Origin of the sequence: Mesorhizobium sp. B2-2-3 (genome assembly GCF_006442405.1) — a bacterium.
Lineage (GTDB): Bacteria > Pseudomonadota > Alphaproteobacteria > Rhizobiales > Rhizobiaceae > Mesorhizobium.
Genome location: NZ_VFWC01000010.1, coordinates 113309 through 131754 on the forward strand (window position 1 = coordinate 113309; position 18446 = coordinate 131754).

Genomic DNA, 18446 nt, shown 5'->3' on the forward strand with positions numbered 1-18446 from the left:
CATGATAGCCGGTTTTGTCTGAAGTATCGACTGTAGCGCCTCTTCAACAGATGCTTGCGCCGCCCCTCATTTCGCCAATCATCAGCGCTTGGAAAAGCGCCGACATGGCGATCTTGGCCGATGTCCACCACCTGTGGTTACGGAAAGACCGCGCTCAACCGCCTCTCCACCTTGTCACGCATGCGGCCCTCCAATCCCTCCACCGGCGCCAGCCGCTCATGATCCCCGGCGCGCAGCCGCACAAACGGATGCATTCGGTAGGAAACGACAGACCCCCGCGTTTCCGCATCGGCGCTGATATCGGCGACAAGGATCCCGCCAATGCGTCCCGGCCAAGGCTGGCGGACAAGGGCGGTGCCGAGGAAATCGCCAAGTCCATAGGCGACGATCGTATTGCCGATCCGCTCCACCGGCTGCACGACATGGGCGTGGTGGCCGACGATCAGCCCGACGCCCTGCCCTGCCAGGCGCCTCGCCAGTCTCCGCGTTTCGGCGCGCGGAAAGTGGCGGAACTCCCAATCCCAATGCGGCACGGCGCAGAGGAGATCGAACCCGTCACCTCGTCGGCGGGCAATATCGCTTTCCATCGAAACGCGGCCGGCGAACAGGTCCTCGCCCGCATTGCGCCACAACGTGAAGGCGGCGAACCCGACAGTCAGCGGTCCGACTTCGACAGGCTGTACCGGGCCGTTGCCGGCGAGGCCAATAGTGCCGATACCGAGCCGCTTCAGCGCCGCCACGGTCTCATCGAAACCGGCGACGCCCTGGTCGAGCACATGGTTGTTGGCCAGCGACAGCACCAGTCTTTCACGCGAGATGCCGACTGCCGCCAACGCGTCGCCGAGAAAGCGCTCGCTCATCGCGTGATGGGTGCCGAGCCTGGTGCCGAGCACGGCGCTTGGCTTGTCCACGATCGGGCTTTCGCAATTGCCGATCACCAGGTCGGCCGCGCCAAGCAGCGTTTTGATCACCGGATCACAGTCGGGCGCGCTGCGGTTGGCCACCGCCGAAATGTCGCCGACGAAGGCGAGCCGCACCGTCCGTTTCGGCGCCCGATCCACCATCGTTCCGGCCACGGGCGCGAAGCCTTGCACACCACCGGACAGCGACGGTTTCAGGAATCGCGGCAGCCACGACAGTTTGTAGGAGAGCGGATAGTTCGACACGCGATGTCCAATCGTTTGCCCTGTGTAGACCGTCTGCCGGGCGCGTTGAAGCCAGCCAATGGCAATCATGCATCAGCGCCCGGCAGACGCGGCATTGCAAATGCGTGTATGATTGCCGGCACGACGCGCATGGGAGGGGGAAAATGACACTACTGGCAAGTCTGCTGGCATTGGCACTTGCTCTGGTTCTGCCGATGTCTTCGGCGCAGGCCGCCATGCCCGAAACCGCGGCCGCTCTGTTCGAGGCCAAAACCGTGGTCGCGCGCGACACGGCGCTCTCGACGCTGGAGGCAGCGGCATCCACCGACCCGGCATCCGCCTATGCCGCCGGCGCCGGCGAATTCTTTACCGCGCTGGAATTGCTGGCCAGCGGCCTGCACCGCCATGGCTTCGAGAGCCCGCGATCCTTCATGCTGCCGCTGATGCGGCTGCCTGTGCCGGAAAATCCGAACCCCGAACCGCTGACCTACGAACAGTTCCGCGCCATATTGGTCGCCTTCCGCAACCGGTTGGAAAAATCCGCCGCGACGCTGGGGTCGGTGCCGGCCGATGCCGGTATCGGCATTGTCATCGACCTCACCCAGGTCGGCATCGACCTCGACGAGGACGGCACGATCGCGCCGGATGAGAGCATGGCCGCCATCATGGCCTCGCTGTCGCGTGGCGGCGTGGCGCCCGACGATGCCGCGCCTGCGCTCACCTTCCGCTTCGACCGCGCCGACGGCTACTGGCTGCAGGGCTATGCCGAGTTCCTGATGGCGCAGGCCGATTTCTGGCTGGCACATGATTTCAGGAGCACGTTCGACGGTTCTTTCCATATGCTCTTCCCGCGCGCAAAACTGCCGTTGCAGGACATCCTCGTTCCGCCGGCTGGCGACATGGGCAGCAGCATCTTCTCCTCGGAATGGCGCATCGCCGATTTCATCTCGCTGGTACATCTCGTCAACTGGCCGGTGGTCGAGCCCGAGCGGCGGCAGGCGGCGCGCCGTCACCTGCTGGAGATGATCCGGCTGTCGCGCGAGGACTGGAAGGCGATCCGCGCCGAGACCGACAATGACCGCGAATGGCTGCCGGGACCGCAACAGAAGGGCGAAAACCCGCTCACCGGCCTCGAAGTCGGAGAGCAGCAGGTCGCGGCCTGGCTCGCCACCTTGACCATGGCCGAGGACCTGCTCCAAGGCCGCGTGCTGCTGCCGCATTTCCGCATCACCGGCAAGGGCATTAATATGAAGCGCTTCTTCGACGAGCCGAAACCGTTCGACCTGGTGCTGTCGATCACCGGCCCGGCCATCGCGCCGTATCTCGAAAGCGGCACAATCCTGACCAGCGACGATTTCGACCAGATCCAGAGCGAATTCGGCGGCGGTGGTTTCCTGACGTTTGCGCTGTGGTTCAATTGACGGCCTAACAGGGCTGCGTTCCTGGGCGGTCGGCGCCAGCCCCCCACCCGGACCTGCGCTCCGACCTTCCCACAAGGGGGAGGTAGAAGCTCCATTGCAAACCCTAGAAAATCGCGCCCTGGTACAGCACCGCTTCCGCCTCCTCCGGCGCGAACCGCCGCGCCAACACGGTGGCCGATCAATGGTCGCCGCGAAACCGGGGTACGGGCCGGTTATCTGCTGCGGGCGGGTAGCAGTTTTGGGGCGACGCGCTGGGCCTTCTCGGGAGTACGGACTGACACGCGCCACCGTCGCGGCCCCGCTGAAACGGCCATTCGCTTCAATTAGCGAGAGCTGTTTTGCTTGACTCGGCCGTTAAAAGCAGGCAGCAAAATACTCTTGGAAGGGCTGCAATACCGCGTTCATGGTCGTGGACGAGCCTTTTTTGGCACAAAGTCCACGTCTCTCGGTTGGTTTTGAGAGGGATTGGTTAACCAACTTTGTCCATATTTTGAAGCAATCGGCAACCAAAGACAGGCGCGGCAAACGCGTCGGGGACCACCTGGGATCACTCACAGAATGGTCGTCGCGGCTATCACAGCCGCGGACGTGGGAGCCGATTGGAGCAAGATTGGTTGAATGGCGTTCTTGAGTAAGAAAATTGTCGGGGACAGGCGTTGGGACGGCGAAGCTGCCGACAACGCGTCACGTGCCTCATCCTTCAACTCTAAGCGGATCGTCCGCTGGGTCGCCGTGCCCGGCGTCAGCGCTGCCGTTGGCCTGTGGCTGGTCGGGACAATGGCTGGTCTGAGCTCCGTCGGCGCTTCGCTGTCGTCGACGTCGAGCGTCCTGCCGCAGAGGCTGGCCATGCCGGGCTCGCTCGCTCTTGCCGATCCGCTGAAACAGCATTTTCTGATGCCCGCTGCGCCATTCGCACTGGCCAACGCCGATGGCGGCACGCAGGCGCTGCAGAACCACGCCGTGCAATGCGGCTCCGGATGCTTCAGGCTGGCCGCGCTCGCTCCTCGAGCGGAAAAGTCGGCGCGCCTCGTGGCCGCGTCCACGGCACACCCGGTCCCGGTCGCCAAGACGACCTCGCAGGAGCGCTTCGAGCGCATGGAAGCATCTCTCTCGCCAAGCAAGCTCGCCGCCGCCTTCGCCAACGCGGCCAAGCCCGTGGCCACGGCCGGCGCACCCGCCCGTCCTATCATCTCGACCTCCGCTCCACAGGTCGCCGAGGCATCGCTGGTGCCGGGCGCCAAGCTCGTCGCCAGCCTGTCTGAAGACTTGCCGGCACCCGCGGCGGAGCGCTTCGCCCGGATCGACACCGGCTCGGTGGTTGTCCAGACAGCGCCGCAGCCGATGCATTTTGCCCAGCCGGATGCCGGCACGCCGGACAATTCGCAACTGGCCCTGGCGCTTGCCCGCTCGCTGCCTGTCGAGGACGAGGCATTCGCCTCGCCATTGCCGATGACGGACTCTTCGGCCGATGTCGCGGTTTCGCCTGTCGAAACCCAGCAGGAACAGCCGGGCGATGCCGCGGCCTTGCCCGACGCGCTCACCGATGACGTGCCGCTGCCGACCCGTCGGCCGCAATTCGACGCGCCGGAGCCGTTGAAGTCCGTGGAGCAGGAAAAGCCGGCTCAACAGCCCAAGGTCGTGCAGCAGAAGCCGGCACCTCAGACAAAGCCGGTCCAGCAAGCCCAGCCGGCAAAGCCGATCCAGCAAGCCCAGCCGGCAAAGCCGGCCCGGCAGGGCCGGCCGGCGGATGGCGGCGACGCGTTGGCCTATGCAAAGCCAGACACGCCTTCGGGCGGCCTCGGCCAGGCGTTCAGGAACCTGTTCAATGCGCCGGGCGGCTCCAGGAGCGGAGCCGGCAGCGGTGTCGCCATCTATGACATCAGCGCCAAGACCGTCTACATGCCCGACGGTTCGAGGCTCGAAGCGCATTCGGGCATCGGCGCCATGGCGGACCAGCCGCGCTATGCCGATCAGAAGAACCGCGGACCGACACCGCCCAACACCTACAATCTGTCGCTGCGCGAGTCGCGCTTTCATGGTGTCGAGGCTTTGCGTCTGACACCCGTCGATGGCCGCAATAAATACAATCGTGACGGCCTGCTGGCCCACACCTACCTGCTTCGGGGCCGCTACGCACAGTCCAGTGGCTGCGTCGCCTTCAAGGACTATGCGCGCTTCCTAGCCGCCTTCAAGAAGGGCAAAATCAAGCGCCTCGTCGTGGTGCCGCGCCTGAACGGATCGCCGACACGCGTGGCGGACAACGCACGCGGCGCCTGACCGCAATCGGCAGGCATCACCGGCACTTGCCTCCTCCTGACAGCCTCCTGTCAGGAGCTGCATCTGGCGGTGCGCCTCGGCTGATCGCGCTCTTTCCATTTTCGCCAAGACCTCCCATATTCCGGACATGGCCAAATCCACCGAAAAGAGAACGCCGCCGACGGCGAATGACGACCGCGCCGCGCCCAAGCGGCGCAGCCCGCTGACCGATTTCCTCGACGCCTCGGAACCGCTGCACAAAGGCGGCTTCGCCGAGATGCCGCAGCCCGAATTGTCGGGCACTCCACTCACCGGTTCGGTCGCGGACTGGGCCGAGCAGATCGAGCAGGAAGCCGAACGCGAAGGGCGCCAGGCCGGCAAGGACGGCGGCAAGTCGCCGAAGCCGTCGAAGAAGATCCCCGAGCGCTCCGCGGCGCCCGGGCGCACGGCGCGTGGCACCTCGATGGGCGGCGCGGCGACAGCCCGCGAGCGCGCGGCGGCCGGCCTCAATCCCGTCGCCGGCCTCGACGTCTCGCTCGAGGAAGCCGAGACGATGACGTCGAGCGGCGTGACAGCGACGGTGGCGGCTCTCTCGGCATTGATTGAATCCGGCAATCCGCTGCACAAGGACGGCGTGCTGTGGACGCCGCACCGGCCTGCCCGGCCGGAAAAGTCCGAAGGCGGCATCACCATCAAGATGGTGTCGGATTTCGAGCCGGCCGGCGACCAGCCGACCGCCATCAAGGACCTTGTCGAGGGCGTCCAGAACAACGACCGCACGCAGGTGCTGCTGGGCGTCACCGGCTCGGGCAAGACCTTCACCATGGCCAAGGTGATCGAGGAGACGCAGCGTCCCGCCTTGATCCTGGCGCCGAACAAGACGCTGGCGGCGCAGCTTTATTCCGAGTTCAAGAAATTCTTCCCGGACAATGCGGTGGAGTATTTCGTCTCCTACTACGACTATTACCAGCCGGAAGCCTACGTTCCGCGCACCGACACCTTCATCGAGAAGGAATCCTCCATCAACGAGCAGATCGACCGCATGCGCCACTCGGCGACGCGCTCGCTGCTCGAACGCGACGACGTCATCATCGTCGCTTCGGTCTCCTGCATCTACGGTATCGGCTCGGTCGAGACCTATACGGCTATGACCTTCCAGATGCAGATCGGCGACCGGCTCGACCAGCGCGCTCTGCTCGCCGACCTCGTCGCCCAGCAATACAAGCGCCAGGACATCAATTTCGTGCGCGGCTCGTTCCGCGTGCGCGGCGACACGATCGAGATCTTCCCGGCCCACCTTGAGGATCGCGCCTGGCGCATCTCCATGTTCGGCGACGAAATCGAGGCGATCACCGAATTCGACCCGCTGACCGGCCAGAAGACGGGCGAGCTGAAAAGCGTCAAGATCTACGCCAATTCGCACTATGTGACGCCGCGCCCGACGCTGAACCAGGCCATCAAGTCGATCAAGGAAGAGCTCAAGCACCGTCTGGTCGAGCTCGAGCGCGCCGGCCGCCTGCTGGAGGCGCAGCGGCTGGAGCAGCGCACCCGCTTCGACCTGGAAATGCTGGAAGCCACCGGCTCCTGCGCCGGCATCGAGAACTATTCGCGCTATCTCACCGGACGTCAGCCGGGCGATCCGCCGCCGACACTGTTCGAATATATCCCCGACAACGCACTGGTCTTCATCGACGAAAGCCACGTCACCGTGCCGCAGATCGGCGGCATGTATCGCGGCGACTTCAGGCGCAAGGCGACGCTTGCCGAATACGGCTTCCGCCTGCCTTCCTGCATGGACAACCGGCCCCTGCGCTTCGAGGAATGGGACGCCATGCGCCCGCTCTCGGTCGCTGTCTCGGCAACCCCCGGCGGCTGGGAGATGGAGCAGTCCGGCGGCGTGTTCGCCGAGCAGGTCATCCGACCGACCGGCCTCATCGACCCGCCGGTCGAGGTGCGCCCGGCCAAGACCCAGGTCGACGACGTCGTCGGCGAGATCCGCGAGACGACCAAGGCCGGCTACCGCACGCTGGTCACCGTGCTGACCAAGCGCATGGCCGAGGACCTGACCGAATATCTGCACGAGCAAGGCGTGCGGGTGCGTTATATGCACTCCGATATCGACACGCTGGAGCGTATCGAAATCCTGCGCGATTTGCGCCTCGGCGCCTTCGACGTGCTGGTTGGCATCAACCTTTTGCGCGAAGGCCTCGACATTCCCGAATGCGGCTTCGTCGCCATTCTCGACGCTGACAAGGAAGGCTTTTTGCGCTCGGAGACGTCGCTGATCCAGACCATCGGCCGCGCCGCTCGCAATGTCGACGGCAAGGTCATTCTCTATGCCGACCAGGTCACCGGATCGATGGAACGCGCCATGGCCGAGACCAATCGCCGTCGCGAAAAGCAGATGGAGTGGAACGCCGCCAACGGCATCACGCCGGAATCGGTCAAGTCGCGCATCTCGGACATTCTGGATTCGGTCTACGAGAAGGACCATGTCCGCGCCGACATCTCGCAGTTCACCGACAGCGCCGGCGCCATGATGGGCAACAACCTCAAGGCCCATCTGGACGCGCTTGAGAAGCAGATGCGCGACGCCGCCGCCAACCTTGATTTCGAGAAGGCGGCCCGCATTCGCGACGAGATCAAGCGGCTGCGTGAGATGGAGATGTCGATCTCCGATGATCCGCTGGCCAAATACGCCGATATGGAAAGCCCGGTCTCGGGCCGCGAAAAAGGCAAGCACAACAAGGGCGTGGCCAGGCATCGTACATCGGAGGAACAGGAGCGGTTCCGCAAGCTCGACGAAGCACGCGCCGCCGAAGAGGCAGCCAAGGCTGCCCGGCCCAATCTCTTCCGCAAGCCCGATCTCGACGAGATGGGCGCCGATGGCGCGGTGCCGGTGAAGAAGCCCCTGTTCGCCAAACCGTCGATCGACGACATGGGCCCAGGCACCGACATGCCGACGCCGGCCGGTGCCGTGTCGCGCTCGCTGTTCAAGAAACAATCGGCGTCCGAAGCACACGGCTCGGATTTCGGCATTCCCGGCGAGCCGACCAAACCGCTGTTCAAGAAAAACTCTCTCGACGAGATGACCGTGCGCCGCACCGAGAAACCGGTCGAGGGAAAAGTGCCGGCGAAGCCTCAGCCGATCTCTCCCGTTGTTGGGGCCGGCAGGACAGACGGGGGCGCGAAGGAACGCGAGGACAAACCCGTCGTGCGCCAACGCGCCGGCATTGGTTCTTATGAAGACCCCGGCGACGCCCGCCGCGAAAAGCGCCGGCCCGCGAAGACAGGACGGCCCGGAAAGTAGTTCGTTCGAAAGGCCGGCGGGACGGCGCCCCCTCTGTCCTGCCCGTCCTCCGCAGCAGCTGCGCTGCAGCTGCGGAGGGTGGACCGGACATCTCCCCCGCGAGTGGGGAGATTGGCAGCTTCAGCGCCCCGCTCGACGCTACCCTCCTCTTGCCCAGCGCATGACCTTTGGTGTACTCAGTCCCCACACCCAAACGTCTTGAAAGGAGTGCTGCGTGTTTATCGATCACCATCGTCAGCGTGGCCCGATTTCCGCCCTGCGAGCTTGCTTGCAGGGCTGACCAGGGACGGTCCGGGTTTTTCCCGCTTCGATTTTTTGGTCTGCCCTTCGTGGTGCGCATTGCCGAGCCTGATGGCCGCTTGCGCACTGACAAAGTGCATTGAGCCGGACTTTCCGGATAGACCAGAGAAATCGACATGGCCCTGATCAGCCTCAAATCCCTCGGCGTCACGATGAGTGCGCCGCTCTTTTTCAATCTCGACCTCACCATCGGCAGCGGCGACCGGCTCGGCATCGTTGCCGCCAACGGTCGCGGCAAGTCGACCTTGCTCAAATGCCTGGCCGGCGAGATGGAGCCGACCTCCGGCGACATTACCCGCACGCGCGGCTTACGCGTCGGCCATGTCGAGCAGTCCGTTCCTGCTGCCCTGCTTGGCCGCAGCTTTCATCAGGTGGTGGCTGACGCTTTGCCGCCCGAGCAAGCCGAAAGCGAACTATGGCGTGTCAATGTGGTGCTGGATTCGCTCGACGTCCCTGAGGCGATGCGCGAGCGAGAGATGCAGGCGCTGAGCGGCGGCTGGCAGAGGCTGGCACTGATCGCGCGTGTCTGGGTCACCGATCCCGACATGCTGCTGCTCGACGAACCGACCAACCATCTCGACCTTGCCCGCATCAGCCAGCTCGAAACTTGGCTGAACGCGCTACCGCGAGAGGTGCCGGTGGTGATCGCCAGCCACGACCGCGCCTTTCTCGACGCCGCCACCAACCGCACGTTGTTCCTGCGCCCGGACCAGTCGCCGGTGTTTTCCCTTCCCTACTCCCGCGCCCGGCAGGCCCTCGATGAGGTCGATGCCTCGACCGAGCGAAAATTCCAGCGCGACATGAAGGTGGCGCAGCAATTGCGACGCCAGGCTGCCAAGCTCAACAATATCGGCATCAATTCGGGCAGCGACCTTCTCACGGTCAAGACCAAGCAGCTCAAGCAGCGCGCGGAGCGACTTGAGGACGCGGCGGCCCCGGCGCATCACGAGAAATCGGCGGGGGCGATCCGGCTGGCCAATCGCGGCACGCACGCCAAGGTGCTGATCACGCTCGACGACGCGGCGGTGGAAACGCCCGACGGCACGCTCTTGTTCAGGACCGGCAAGCGCCACATCTGCCAGGGCGACCGCATCGTGCTGCTTGGCCGCAACGGCGTCGGCAAGTCGCGCTTCGTCACGCTGATCCGCAACGCCATTATCGAACCCGACACGGTTCAGAACGTGAAGGTGACGCCGTCGACGGTGCTCGGCTACAGCGACCAGGCGCTGTCCGGCATCGGCGGCGACGATACGCCACTGGCGATGGTGTCGCGCCGTTACGATGTCGGCGAACAGCGCGCCCGCTCTCTGCTTGCCGGCGCCGGCGTCGGCATCGAGATGCAGGAACGCAGGATCAGTGTGCTGTCCGGCGGCCAGAAGGCGCGGCTGATGATGCTGGCGCTGAGGCTCGCCAATCCGAATTTTTATCTGCTCGACGAGCCGACCAACCATCTCGACATCGACGGCCAGGAAGCGCTGGAGGAGGAATTGCTCAAGCACCAGGCAAGTTGCGTGCTCGCCTCGCACGATCGCTCCTTCATCCGTGCCATCGGCAACCGCTTCTGGCTGATCGAGAGGCGGCGGCTGACCGAAGTCGACGATCCCGAGGAGTTCTTCCGCTCAGTGGCTGAGGGGGCGGGATAGATCGGATTGTAAATTATCCGCTTACAGGTCCTTGAATCTTGTAAGCGATCTGTTTACATACGTCATGATCAAGTCTTTCAGGAACAAGGCCCTGTCAGAGCTCTTTCAAACCAGGAAAACCGGCAAGATCGACGCCAAGATGCACAAGCGCATTCTTGTCCGGCTTGACCGCCTGGAAGCTTCAGAAAAGCCGGAGGAGATGAACCTTCCTGGCTTTGCCTTCCATGCGCTGAGAGGCTTCGATCCCATCCGTTACACGGTCCACGTCAACGTCCCGTGGTGCATCACGTTTGAATTCGACGGCAAAGACGCCGCCCGCGTCGATTTCGAGCAATACCACTGAGGCGGCCAGATTGGAGAAGTTCGACCTATGAGCGTGCACGAGCCGACGCGTCCTATCGAGCGCTGTCCCTCCCACCCGGGAGCGCTGCTTGAGGACATTATCCCGGCAACTGGAAAGACCAAGGTGGAAATTGCAAAGCTGCTCGGCATCTCCCGGCAGCAGCTCTATGACATCATCCGCGAAAAGAAGCCGGTTTCACCGGCTGTAGCCGCCCGCCTTGGGAAGCTGTTCGGCGACGGGGCCGCGATCTGGCTTCGCATGCAGGCAGCTTTCGATGCCTGGCATGCCGAACGTGAGGTGGATGTTTCGGCTATTCCGACGCTCAAGGTTGCGTAGGCCGTGGCGCTCGAATGAGAAATTAAACGCTGCGAGAAAAAAAACGACGACCTGTCGGATCGCCTGAATCTGCCTCGTCCTTGGGATGCCGACACGATGATGCCGGCGCCAACCCAGGGAGAATGCATCATGTCCGTCCTTTCCTCCATCGGCCGCATCGCAACCCGATATGCGGCGGCGCGTGCCCGCCATCGTAGCGAGCGCATCCTGCTTTCGCTGCCCGTCGAACTGCGCAAGGACGTTGGCTTTCCGGAGCTCTTCGACGCGCAGAACAGCCGCCGCTCAGCCGCCGTCTCGGCCAAGGTCATATGAGCGGCCGAGCCATGCATCTATCGCTTGAGTTCTCCGGTCGCCCGGCCAGTCCGGGCCCGGCCCTCGAGAAAAATTTCAAGCCCATGTAGGACCGCCGTCACCTCGCGCGTCCTATGGTCCGCAAGGCCAAATCAAACGTGAAGAGGAACACGCAATGACCGACCAGACCCCTGTGCAGCCCAAGGCGAAAGTGCTCGGCGGATTGACCCCCTATCTGCAGGTGGACGGCGCCTTCAAGGCTGCCGAATTCTACCAGAAGGCGTTCGGCGCCAAGCAGGTCTTTTTCTACCCTGCGGACGAAAAAGACCGCACCATGCACATCCATCTTCACATCAACGGTTCGACGCTGATGTTGGGCGACGCCTATCCCGAGCACGGCCACCCGCACCAGGCGCCGCAGGGCTATACGCTCCAGCTTCATCTCGGCAGCGACGAGATCGACGGCTGGTGGCAGCGCGCGGTCGACGCCGGCTGCGAGATCGTGACGCCGCTGCAGGTGATGTTCTGGGGCGACCGCTGGGGCCAGGTGAAGGACCCTTTCGGAGTCGCATGGGCGATGAACGCTCCAGTGGAGCAATAACCGTCGCAATTCGATAGCGGGCGTCAGCACTCTCGGCGAGAAGTGCGCGCCCACCTGCCCCGGGTCGCATCCCTGCCGGCCCGGCGCCGGATGCAGCAAACAAGGAGATTGCCATGTCCTATGTCGACGGTTTCGTGCTTGCCGTGCCAAAGGCAAAACTCGACGATTACAAGAAGCTGGCCAACACCGCCGGCGCCGTCTGGAAGGAACACGGCGCGCTCGCCTATGTCGAGTGCGTCGGCGACGATGTGCCTTATGGCGAGGTCACGTCGTTTCCACGCGCCGTGCAGGCCAAGGACGACGAAGTCGTCATCTTTTCCTGGATCGTCTACAAATCCAGGCAGGACCGCGACGCGGTCATGGCCAAGGTGATGGCCGATCCACGATTGCAGCCGGATATGTCGACAATGCCGTTCGACGGCAAGCGCATGATCTTCGGCGGATTCCAGACGTTCATGGAATTGTAGGCAACGCACTTGGGCGGAGCGGGAGCGCTCCGCCGGAAATGCCGAGCCGCATTAAGCCAGTCTGTCCAGCAGGGGCTTCAGCCTGTCGCCGTAGCGCTTCCACAGGTCGACCGAGCCTTGATACATCGGCTGGCGCACCTGCGCGGCGGAAGCCGTGCGCACCGGCCGGTCGGTCTGGTGGAACGACAGCACGGCATCGTCCCATGGCAGCCCGAGATAGTTGATCAGCGCCCGGCTCTGGCCTTCCTGGTCGGCGACGAAATCCTCGTAGCGCACATCGTGCACGACGCCAGGCAGCACCTTGTGCCAATGCGCCATGATGTCCGTGTAGAGATTGTGGAAATCGGCGAGTTCGCCCAGATCATAGCCGTAGCGGTGGCTGTCGCCGCGGAAATGCACCTTGTAGATCGAAAGGCAGGTTGCCGCCGCATCGCGGGCGCAATGGATGATCCTGGCCTTTGGCATCATCATGTGGATGAAGCCGACAAGCAGGAAGTTGCCCGGCATCTTGTCGGTGACGTGGCGCATGTGCGGATAGCGGGCATGCAGCATGTCGAGATAGGCGCGTCCCGCCTCGGCAAAATCCGTATCGGGCGCATCCGAAACGCCCCAGGGGAAGCCGCCGGGCATGGTCGCCGGGAACTGCCTGCCGACCGCCGTCTTCAGGATACCGAGCTCGCCGGCCCCGTAGACCTGCGGATGGCTGGCGATGATCTGCTCGACCAGGGTCGTGCCCGAACGAGGCATGCCGACGACGAAGATCGGCGTATCGTCGGAGATCGCGCTGGGCCTGTGCTTCTGGAAGAAATCCCTGTCGAACACCGTTTTCATAGCCTCGAATTCGGCGCGTGTCCTTTCCGCGTCGTAGTCGATGCCCTTGCGGCGGATGGCATTGCCTTCGGCGAAATAGTCGAAGGCTCTGTTATAATCCTTCAGATCGTCATTGACCTTGCCGAGGCCGAAGGCAAGCTGCATGCGCGCCAGGCTGTCCGGCAGCGCCTTGGCGTGCTGGGCCTCCATCCCGGTCAATTCGGCATCGCGCTCCTTCTGACGCTTGACCTGCGTCAGCATCAGCCAGGCGCGCGCCATGCCGGGATCGGCCGCCAGCGCCTGCCGGAACAGCTCGGCCGCCTCGTCGAGCTCGCCTTTTTCCATCAACCCGACGCCCAGCCCGTGCAGCAGTTCGGCGTCCTTCGGACGGATCGACAGCGCCTCGCGAAAGACGGCCAGCGCCTCGTCCAGGCGCCCCGCTTCCTGCAAGGTTTCGGCAAGCCCGATGCGGGCGCGGAAATGGAAGGGATTGCGCGCGACCGTGCCGCGATAGATCTCCTCGGCGCCCTCGAACTGCCCAAGCTGTTTCAGTGACGAGCCGAGATTGTCGCGCGCCGCGAGCTGGTCCGGCCGCAGCGCCACCGCGCCGCGGAAGAAGTCGGCGGCCGCCGCGACACGGCCGAGATCGCGCATCACCGTGCCGAGGTTGTTGAGGAAATCCGGATTCTTCGGCTGCAAGCGCACCGATTGCTCGAGGAGACCGAGCCCCTCGGCGCTGCGCCCGGTCTGGTGCAGCAAAAGACCGAGAAAATGCGCAGCCGCCGCATGGTTGACCTTGTGCGTCAGCACTTGCCGATAGAGCGCCTCGGCCTCTTGCCGCCGCCCCGCCTGATGCAGTTGCAGCGCCCTCTGCACATGCTGGTCGAGACTCGACGGCGGCTGTCCGCCCGAGCCGGAGTTGGCGCCAGCACCCGCCGCTCGTCTCTGATCTCTGTTAATGGGAAACCTGCCGTGTTTGTCCGCCTGCCGCGATCTAGGCCATTGGCGCGGCGGGTTCAAGGCTTTGCTTGGTTTCTTGCGCTTGCCATCGGCGCGGACAAGATCAAATCAGCCGGTTGGTCTCGGCCGTCTGCCTGGCGCGCCGAACCGTTCCGTCAGTATCGGCGATCGTCCGCCTTTCAGCCTCGTCGCTCCTGACGGTCAGCCGCGCCGACTTGACGATCATAGGTTTGCCGGTACGCCCGATGGCGACGGCATATGCGGTGGCCGGCCTGATGGGCGGGTTGATCGCTGTGGTATTACCTCTTGAGCTTCTCGCAGAAACCATGGTTTTTGTCCTTTTTGGAGAAATAAAACGCAAATTTCGGGAGTGGACCCCAAAATGATTTTTTGAGAATTTTTGGAAAATATCATCAAACCATAGCAGAGTTTTTCAAATGAACGCAGCAATCTTTTTCCGTTGGCTTACTTATTTTTCCAAATCTTCTTGAAAACCATGCAAAGTCGAGCTACATATATATGAGCGTTTGGGCCAGAATTGGCATTTCGCGGCGTCAGAGGTTCTCGACCCGCCAATCTCACTCCAAATCATCGATATCGGCAGCGCGGCGCATTTGCTCCGCGACCGTTCTCATTCTTCGAAAGACACCCATGAACACCGGAACCGTGAAATTCTACAATGGCCAGAAGGGTTTTGGCTTCATTCAACCAACCGACGGCGGCAAGGACGTTTTCGTCCACGTCAGCGCATTGGAACGCGCGGGCTTTCCTGGCCTCGCCGAAGGCCAGAAGCTGCAATTCGAGTTGGAGCGTGATGCCAAGGGCCGCGAGTCGGCCGCCAATTTGCAACTGATCTGATCCGGCCGAATTCGATGACCGCTGACCACGGATGTACTGGCAGCTCTCGAAAATGGCTTATTTCCAGCGATTGCCGGAAATAGGAAAGCGGGGCTCGTCCCCGCTTTTTTGCTTTGAGGCTCTCCGCCTCGCATGTCGCCACAGGGCTTAAAACATCAAGGCAGGACAATGCCGGACCGCACGACCCATTCCGTCGCACATTTCATGGCTCCTTTCGTACTCGGCGGGCTGGAAGGGCAACTGCCGGCGGGCGACTACGACATCGATCACGACGAAGAGCTGATCGAGGGCATGTCGCGGCTTGCCTGGCGCCGCGTCGCCACCTTCATCCATTTGCCGGCAAGGGCGGTGAAAAACCCGACCACCAGTCAACTCGTCGCCATCGATTACCTGGACCTCGAAACAGCGCTGAAGCGCGACAGGGAGAATGCAGCATGATCCGTTTCCAGCAGAATGCGCGTCCGCGCACCGACACGCCCTCGCATCTCTTCGCCGTCGGCCAGACCGTGCGCATGAAGAGCCGCACAGGGCTCCTCAACAAGACAACGGAACTGTTCGAGATCAAGAGCAGGCTGCCGGTCAAGGACGGCTCCCCGCAGTACCGCATCCGCAGCGAGCAGGAGACCCACGAGCGGGTCACCACGGAAGACAATCTCGAACCAGCCGACAATCCGATTGGTGACAATCCGACTGTTGGCAACAATCCGGCGGTCTGAGACCCCGGCGCCGCCAGACCACCAGCACGAGGAGCAGACAAGATGGCCAAGGGTCAACAGCGCAGCAACCGCGAAACACGAAAGCCCAAGAAGGACAAGGTGGTGGCCAAGCCCGCCTCCCCGTTCGGCTCGTCGGTCAAGCAGGCCGAGAGCGGCCTGAAGCCGAAATCGAAGAGCTGATCGCGGACGACTTCTTCCGCGCCCATCCCTGCCGCAGAATCTCCTGCCGGAGAATCTCCCTGGCGGAACAACGCATCATGGAGGCGTCCTTGAATTTCGTCATCGAGTTTTACCGATCGCGCGAAGCCGAGGAAGCGACGCTCGACAAGGTGTCGCTGGAAGCCCCTACCCTGCGCGCAGCCTGGCAGGGCGCCACCGCGCTCTTCCATACGCTCGCAATGCCGCAAATCCCCGATCGCGTGCGCATCTGCGATGAGCACGGCAGCGAGCTTTACTCCGGGCCGGCCGACGGCGCTTATCCATCCGCGTTGTGACCGTCACACGTCCCCGAAATTTGTTTTAGACGGCATCCGCGTTTTCCCAAGGTGCGGAAAAGACGAACACCCGGCCTTTCAGCAGCGGCCCCCGCCAACGATGCGGTAGTCGGCGGCGCGTGCCTCGCAGGCGTTGGGGAAGGTTCGCAACTCTCCGCCGCGCCGGGCGCAGACCGGCGCGTATTCGCGGGTGCAGAAAGTCTGCTCGCCGCCACCCTCGCCGCCGTCACGGCAGGGACCGTCGCGCACGATGCGATAACCCGCCCGGTCGGCAAGACAGGCATTGGCGAAGGTCTGGCGGTCGCCACCGCGCCGGGCGCAGACGGGCTCGTACTGTTTGGTGCAGAATTGCGGTCCCGGCCGCGGCGGCCGTGGCCGCGGTCCCGGGCCGTCGTCGACGACCACTGTACAGGCGGCAAGAACAGCCGACAGGAACAGGACGACAAAACCCTGTCGCGAGAAGATTGCCGCAAGAAACCTCATGATCGTCTCTCCCTCGATCCTCGCCTCGCTGCGTGCCGCTCCAAATACGCAGCTGTTCGGGACAATGATATTCACGAAGCAAAGGCTCAAACCAGTCGCGCTGTTGCGATCCTCCGCATTCCATCGCCGATTGCAACCCTCGTTTGCAGCCGGCTGCTAAAAAGAACGTCGCCTGGATTATCCCGGCGCCTCGCACCGCCAGCCGTCGCCGCCGCTGGCCCATGCGTGACGGGGCTGTGGCCGATGACCCCTCAGGCAACGAGGCCTATTTGCGGCGCGTCGATGCTCGGATTGGTCGATTCATGCGTCGGGACGCGCCCATCGGGGGCGGCCCGCGGCGCTATCTTGCAACCTTCACTTTTCCGTGCGATAAATTCCGTGTTCGGGCATTTGCGACCCGGAGAGCGGAACGTTTTGGACGACCTTTCCCCGATACTGTGAATCTCTGACGGCCCCGTTTTTCGGCGGGGGGTTTGACCATGCGCCAATGCATGACTGCCGAAAGCTACCACCGGGAACTGCCCTCGACGCGAGGTGGCGGGCAGGACCATCAAGACTGAACGGGTGAAGGAGTTTCCCCAATGGCCCAGACCGGCACCGTTAAATTCTTCAACGCGACCAAAGGCTTCGGTTTCATCACGCCCGACGGTGGCGCCAAGGACGTATTCGTCCACATTTCCGCGATCGAGGCCTCGGGCCTGCGCACGCTCGTCGACGGCCAGAAGGTCACCTTCGACGTCGAGCCGGATCGGATGGGCAAAGGCCCCAAGGCCGTCAACCTCCGCGCCGCCTGAGCCATCGGCCAGCAGCACGCCCTTCCTGGCCGTGCGACTGAGGCTCCGAAGCTTGAATGACTTCGGAAGAGGCAAACGAATTTTGAAGGCGCGGCGATTTTCGTCGCGCCTTTTTCATGTCGCAGCGCAGCAAAAATGCTGTCGCCCCAAAGTGGATCCGGTGTCGGGTCAACGACATGCATCATAATGAAAACTTAAAGCGCGACGCGCTTTAAGTGCCCGCAAAACTTTCTCTTGCCGATGACGCTAAAATAAAGGACAAATTTCCATTCGGGCATTTGCCGGCCCGAGACTGGAGTTTATGGGATCAAAGGAGCTTCCCATGCCGCAGACCGGCACCGTCAAATTCTTCAACCATGCCAAAGGGTTCGGCTTCATCACACCGGATGATGGCGCGAAGGATGTCTTCGTTCATATTTCGGCCGTGCAGGCGTCGGGTCTTCCCGGTCTTGAGGATGGGCAGAAAGTGACATTCGACACCGAGCCTGACAAGCGCGGCAAGGGTCCCAAGGCCGTCAACCTGTCGATCGGCTGAGCCTGCTCCGGAACGGCGGCTGTTCTGGCAGGACAGCTTCGCTCCCTGGAGCGTTCGATAGTTGATGCCCGTGCCCTCCGGTCAGGCAAAAATTCGTTCAGCCCCCGTTCAGCCACGGTCTCATATTAATCTTTCGTAAAGCCGGACCGCATCCCCGGAATTCTTACGGGCCGGCACGAAGGAGATCGACATGAACCGAATTTTCAAGACAGCCGTGCTGTCCGCCGCAGTGGTTGCCACCACGTTCGCGGCCTTGCCCGCGGCCAATGCGGGCGATTGGCGTCACCGCCACCATCATGACCATGGCGATGCCATTGCCGCCGGCGTCCTCGGCCTCGCGGCCGGCGCGCTGATCGGCGGTGCGTTGGCCAACCAGCAGCCGCCGCCCCGCGACTACTACGATGATGGCTATTACGATCGCGATGTGCGGATTCGCCCGGCGCCGGTCCGCCGCTACTATGCCGAACCGCAAGTGGTCTACGCCGACCGCTATGCCGAACCGTGGACGCGCGGCTGGTACGACTATTGCTCTGACCGGTACCGCACCTTCAACGCCCGCACCGGCACCTTCACCGGCAATGACGGCGAGCAGCATTTCTGCACCGCTAACTGATCAAGGGCTTCCCTGCCTCAACAAAAGCGCTGACCGCAAGGCCGGCGCTTTTTTGTCAAGCCGGCACCGG

At 63.2% G+C, this 18446-nt stretch carries 21 protein-coding genes; 17 read left to right on the plus strand and 4 right to left on the minus strand.

The window, feature by feature from the left end; all coding sequences use genetic code 11:
• Positions 1–137 precede the first annotated feature (137 nt).
• Positions 138–1166: a CapA family protein gene (locus FJ951_RS19675; RefSeq protein WP_140516850.1), complete on the minus strand. Its 1029-nt coding sequence runs from the start codon at positions 1164–1166 to the stop codon at positions 138–140.
• Positions 1167–1309: 143 nt separating this feature from the next.
• On the opposite strand from FJ951_RS19675, the gene FJ951_RS19680 reads away from it, so the two are divergent.
• From FJ951_RS19680 to FJ951_RS19720, 9 genes are all read left to right on the plus strand, one after another.
• Positions 1310–2566: a hypothetical protein gene (locus FJ951_RS19680; protein ID WP_140516852.1), complete on the plus strand. Its 1257-nt coding sequence runs from the start codon at positions 1310–1312 to the stop codon at positions 2564–2566.
• 618 nt (positions 2567–3184) lie between these two features.
• Positions 3185–4843, plus strand: coding sequence for a tlde1 domain-containing protein (locus tag FJ951_RS19685; RefSeq protein WP_140516854.1), 1659 nt, complete (start codon positions 3185–3187; stop codon positions 4841–4843).
• 127 nt (positions 4844–4970) lie between these two features.
• The gene (gene uvrB, locus FJ951_RS19690; protein ID WP_140516856.1) at positions 4971–8132 is read left to right on the plus strand and encodes an excinuclease ABC subunit UvrB; all 3162 of its coding nucleotides are present in this window, start codon (positions 4971–4973) and stop codon (positions 8130–8132) included.
• 416 nt (positions 8133–8548) lie between these two features.
• Positions 8549–10075, plus strand: coding sequence for an ABC-F family ATP-binding cassette domain-containing protein (locus FJ951_RS19695; protein WP_140516858.1), 1527 nt, complete (start codon positions 8549–8551; stop codon positions 10073–10075).
• A gap of 64 nt (positions 10076–10139) precedes the next feature.
• Positions 10140–10418, plus strand: coding sequence for a type II toxin-antitoxin system RelE/ParE family toxin (locus FJ951_RS19700; protein ID WP_140516996.1), 279 nt, complete (start codon positions 10140–10142; stop codon positions 10416–10418).
• 27 nt (positions 10419–10445) lie between these two features.
• Entirely contained in the window at positions 10446–10754 is a 309-nt protein-coding gene (locus tag FJ951_RS19705) for a HigA family addiction module antitoxin (RefSeq protein ID WP_140516860.1), read from the plus strand.
• A 129-nt stretch (positions 10755–10883) separates the two neighbouring features.
• On the plus strand, positions 10884–11066 hold the full coding sequence (locus FJ951_RS19710; RefSeq protein WP_140516862.1) for a hypothetical protein: 183 nt from the start codon (positions 10884–10886) through the stop codon (positions 11064–11066).
• Positions 11067–11220: 154 nt separating this feature from the next.
• Positions 11221–11646, plus strand: coding sequence for a glyoxalase/bleomycin resistance/extradiol dioxygenase family protein (locus tag FJ951_RS19715; protein ID WP_140516864.1), 426 nt, complete (start codon positions 11221–11223; stop codon positions 11644–11646).
• Positions 11647–11759: 113 nt separating this feature from the next.
• Positions 11760–12113 carry a DUF1428 domain-containing protein gene (locus FJ951_RS19720; protein ID WP_140495995.1) on the plus strand — a complete coding sequence of 118 codons (354 nt, stop codon included), beginning with the start codon at positions 11760–11762 and terminating at the stop codon, positions 12111–12113.
• Between the two features lie 51 nt (positions 12114–12164).
• On the opposite strand, the gene FJ951_RS19725 is transcribed toward FJ951_RS19720, so the two are convergent.
• Positions 12165–13799, minus strand: coding sequence for a sulfotransferase (locus tag FJ951_RS19725; protein WP_140516866.1), 1635 nt, complete (start codon positions 13797–13799; stop codon positions 12165–12167).
• A 187-nt stretch (positions 13800–13986) separates the two neighbouring features.
• Positions 13987–14109, minus strand: a complete 123-nt coding sequence (locus FJ951_RS29030) for a hypothetical protein (protein WP_263487657.1) — start codon at positions 14107–14109, stop codon at positions 13987–13989.
• Between the two features lie 425 nt (positions 14110–14534).
• Between FJ951_RS29030 and FJ951_RS19735 the strand changes: the two genes are divergently transcribed.
• The 5 genes from FJ951_RS19735 to FJ951_RS19750 all read left to right on the plus strand — a co-directional run bounded on the left by FJ951_RS19735 (position 14535) and on the right by FJ951_RS19750 (position 15951).
• Positions 14535–14741, plus strand: coding sequence for a cold-shock protein (locus FJ951_RS19735; protein ID WP_140495998.1), 207 nt, complete (start codon positions 14535–14537; stop codon positions 14739–14741).
• A 168-nt stretch (positions 14742–14909) separates the two neighbouring features.
• A complete protein-coding gene (locus tag FJ951_RS19740; protein ID WP_140516870.1) occupies positions 14910–15179 on the plus strand; it encodes a hypothetical protein in 270 nt (89 codons plus the stop codon).
• Positions 15176–15457, plus strand: coding sequence for a hypothetical protein (locus FJ951_RS19745; RefSeq protein WP_140496000.1), 282 nt, complete (start codon positions 15176–15178; stop codon positions 15455–15457). The genes FJ951_RS19740 and FJ951_RS19745 overlap by 4 nt, the downstream gene beginning before the upstream one ends.
• A 42-nt stretch (positions 15458–15499) precedes the next feature.
• The gene (locus FJ951_RS28505) at positions 15500–15637 is read left to right on the plus strand and encodes a hypothetical protein (RefSeq protein ID WP_181165218.1); all 138 of its coding nucleotides are present in this window, start codon (positions 15500–15502) and stop codon (positions 15635–15637) included.
• Positions 15638–15726: 89 nt separating this feature from the next.
• Positions 15727–15951 carry a hypothetical protein gene (locus FJ951_RS19750; protein WP_140496001.1) on the plus strand — a complete coding sequence of 75 codons (225 nt, stop codon included), beginning with the start codon at positions 15727–15729 and terminating at the stop codon, positions 15949–15951.
• Between the two features lie 78 nt (positions 15952–16029).
• Here the strand turns inward: FJ951_RS19750 and FJ951_RS19755 are convergent, their stop codons facing one another.
• Complete coding sequence (locus tag FJ951_RS19755) at positions 16030–16434, minus strand: Kazal-type serine protease inhibitor (protein ID WP_140516872.1); 405 nt, start codon at positions 16432–16434, stop codon at positions 16030–16032.
• A 581-nt stretch (positions 16435–17015) separates the two neighbouring features.
• On the opposite strand from FJ951_RS19755, the gene FJ951_RS19760 reads away from it, so the two are divergent.
• From FJ951_RS19760 to FJ951_RS19770, 3 genes are all read left to right on the plus strand, one after another.
• Complete coding sequence (locus FJ951_RS19760; RefSeq protein ID WP_006202520.1) at positions 17016–17228, plus strand: cold-shock protein; 213 nt, start codon at positions 17016–17018, stop codon at positions 17226–17228.
• 322 nt (positions 17229–17550) lie between these two features.
• Entirely contained in the window at positions 17551–17763 is a 213-nt protein-coding gene (locus FJ951_RS19765; protein WP_006202521.1) for a cold-shock protein, read from the plus strand.
• 190 nt (positions 17764–17953) lie between these two features.
• On the plus strand, positions 17954–18376 hold the full coding sequence (locus tag FJ951_RS19770) for a BA14K family protein (RefSeq protein ID WP_140516874.1): 423 nt from the start codon (positions 17954–17956) through the stop codon (positions 18374–18376).
• Positions 18377–18446: the final 70 nt, after the last annotated feature.

Excerpts from the sequence above, each read along its gene's own strand:
- FJ951_RS19680 (WP_140516852.1), top strand. The coding sequence starts at position 1,310 with ATGACACTACTGGCAAGTCTGCTGGCATTGGCACTTGCTCTGGTTCTG.
- FJ951_RS19685 (WP_140516854.1), top strand. The coding sequence starts at position 3,185 with ATGGCGTTCTTGAGTAAGAAAATTGTCGGGGACAGGCGTTGGGACGGC.
- uvrB (WP_140516856.1), top strand. The coding sequence starts at position 4,971 with ATGGCCAAATCCACCGAAAAGAGAACGCCGCCGACGGCGAATGACGAC.
- FJ951_RS19695 (WP_140516858.1), top strand. The coding sequence starts at position 8,549 with ATGGCCCTGATCAGCCTCAAATCCCTCGGCGTCACGATGAGTGCGCCG.
- FJ951_RS19700 (WP_140516996.1), top strand. The coding sequence starts at position 10,140 with ATGATCAAGTCTTTCAGGAACAAGGCCCTGTCAGAGCTCTTTCAAACC.
- FJ951_RS19705 (WP_140516860.1), top strand. The coding sequence starts at position 10,446 with ATGAGCGTGCACGAGCCGACGCGTCCTATCGAGCGCTGTCCCTCCCAC.
- FJ951_RS19710 (WP_140516862.1), top strand. The coding sequence starts at position 10,884 with ATGTCCGTCCTTTCCTCCATCGGCCGCATCGCAACCCGATATGCGGCG.
- FJ951_RS19715 (WP_140516864.1), top strand. The coding sequence starts at position 11,221 with ATGACCGACCAGACCCCTGTGCAGCCCAAGGCGAAAGTGCTCGGCGGA.
- FJ951_RS19720 (WP_140495995.1), top strand. The coding sequence starts at position 11,760 with ATGTCCTATGTCGACGGTTTCGTGCTTGCCGTGCCAAAGGCAAAACTC.
- FJ951_RS29030 (WP_263487657.1), bottom strand. The coding sequence starts at position 14,109 with ATGATCGTCAAGTCGGCGCGGCTGACCGTCAGGAGCGACGAGGCTGAA.
- FJ951_RS19735 (WP_140495998.1), top strand. The coding sequence starts at position 14,535 with ATGAACACCGGAACCGTGAAATTCTACAATGGCCAGAAGGGTTTTGGC.
- FJ951_RS19740 (WP_140516870.1), top strand. The coding sequence starts at position 14,910 with ATGCCGGACCGCACGACCCATTCCGTCGCACATTTCATGGCTCCTTTC.
- FJ951_RS19745 (WP_140496000.1), top strand. The coding sequence starts at position 15,176 with ATGATCCGTTTCCAGCAGAATGCGCGTCCGCGCACCGACACGCCCTCG.
- FJ951_RS28505 (WP_181165218.1), top strand. The coding sequence starts at position 15,500 with ATGGCCAAGGGTCAACAGCGCAGCAACCGCGAAACACGAAAGCCCAAG.
- FJ951_RS19755 (WP_140516872.1), bottom strand. The coding sequence starts at position 16,434 with ATGAGGTTTCTTGCGGCAATCTTCTCGCGACAGGGTTTTGTCGTCCTG.
- FJ951_RS19760 (WP_006202520.1), top strand. The coding sequence starts at position 17,016 with ATGGCCCAGACCGGCACCGTTAAATTCTTCAACGCGACCAAAGGCTTC.
- FJ951_RS19765 (WP_006202521.1), top strand. The coding sequence starts at position 17,551 with ATGCCGCAGACCGGCACCGTCAAATTCTTCAACCATGCCAAAGGGTTC.
- FJ951_RS19770 (WP_140516874.1), top strand. The coding sequence starts at position 17,954 with ATGAACCGAATTTTCAAGACAGCCGTGCTGTCCGCCGCAGTGGTTGCC.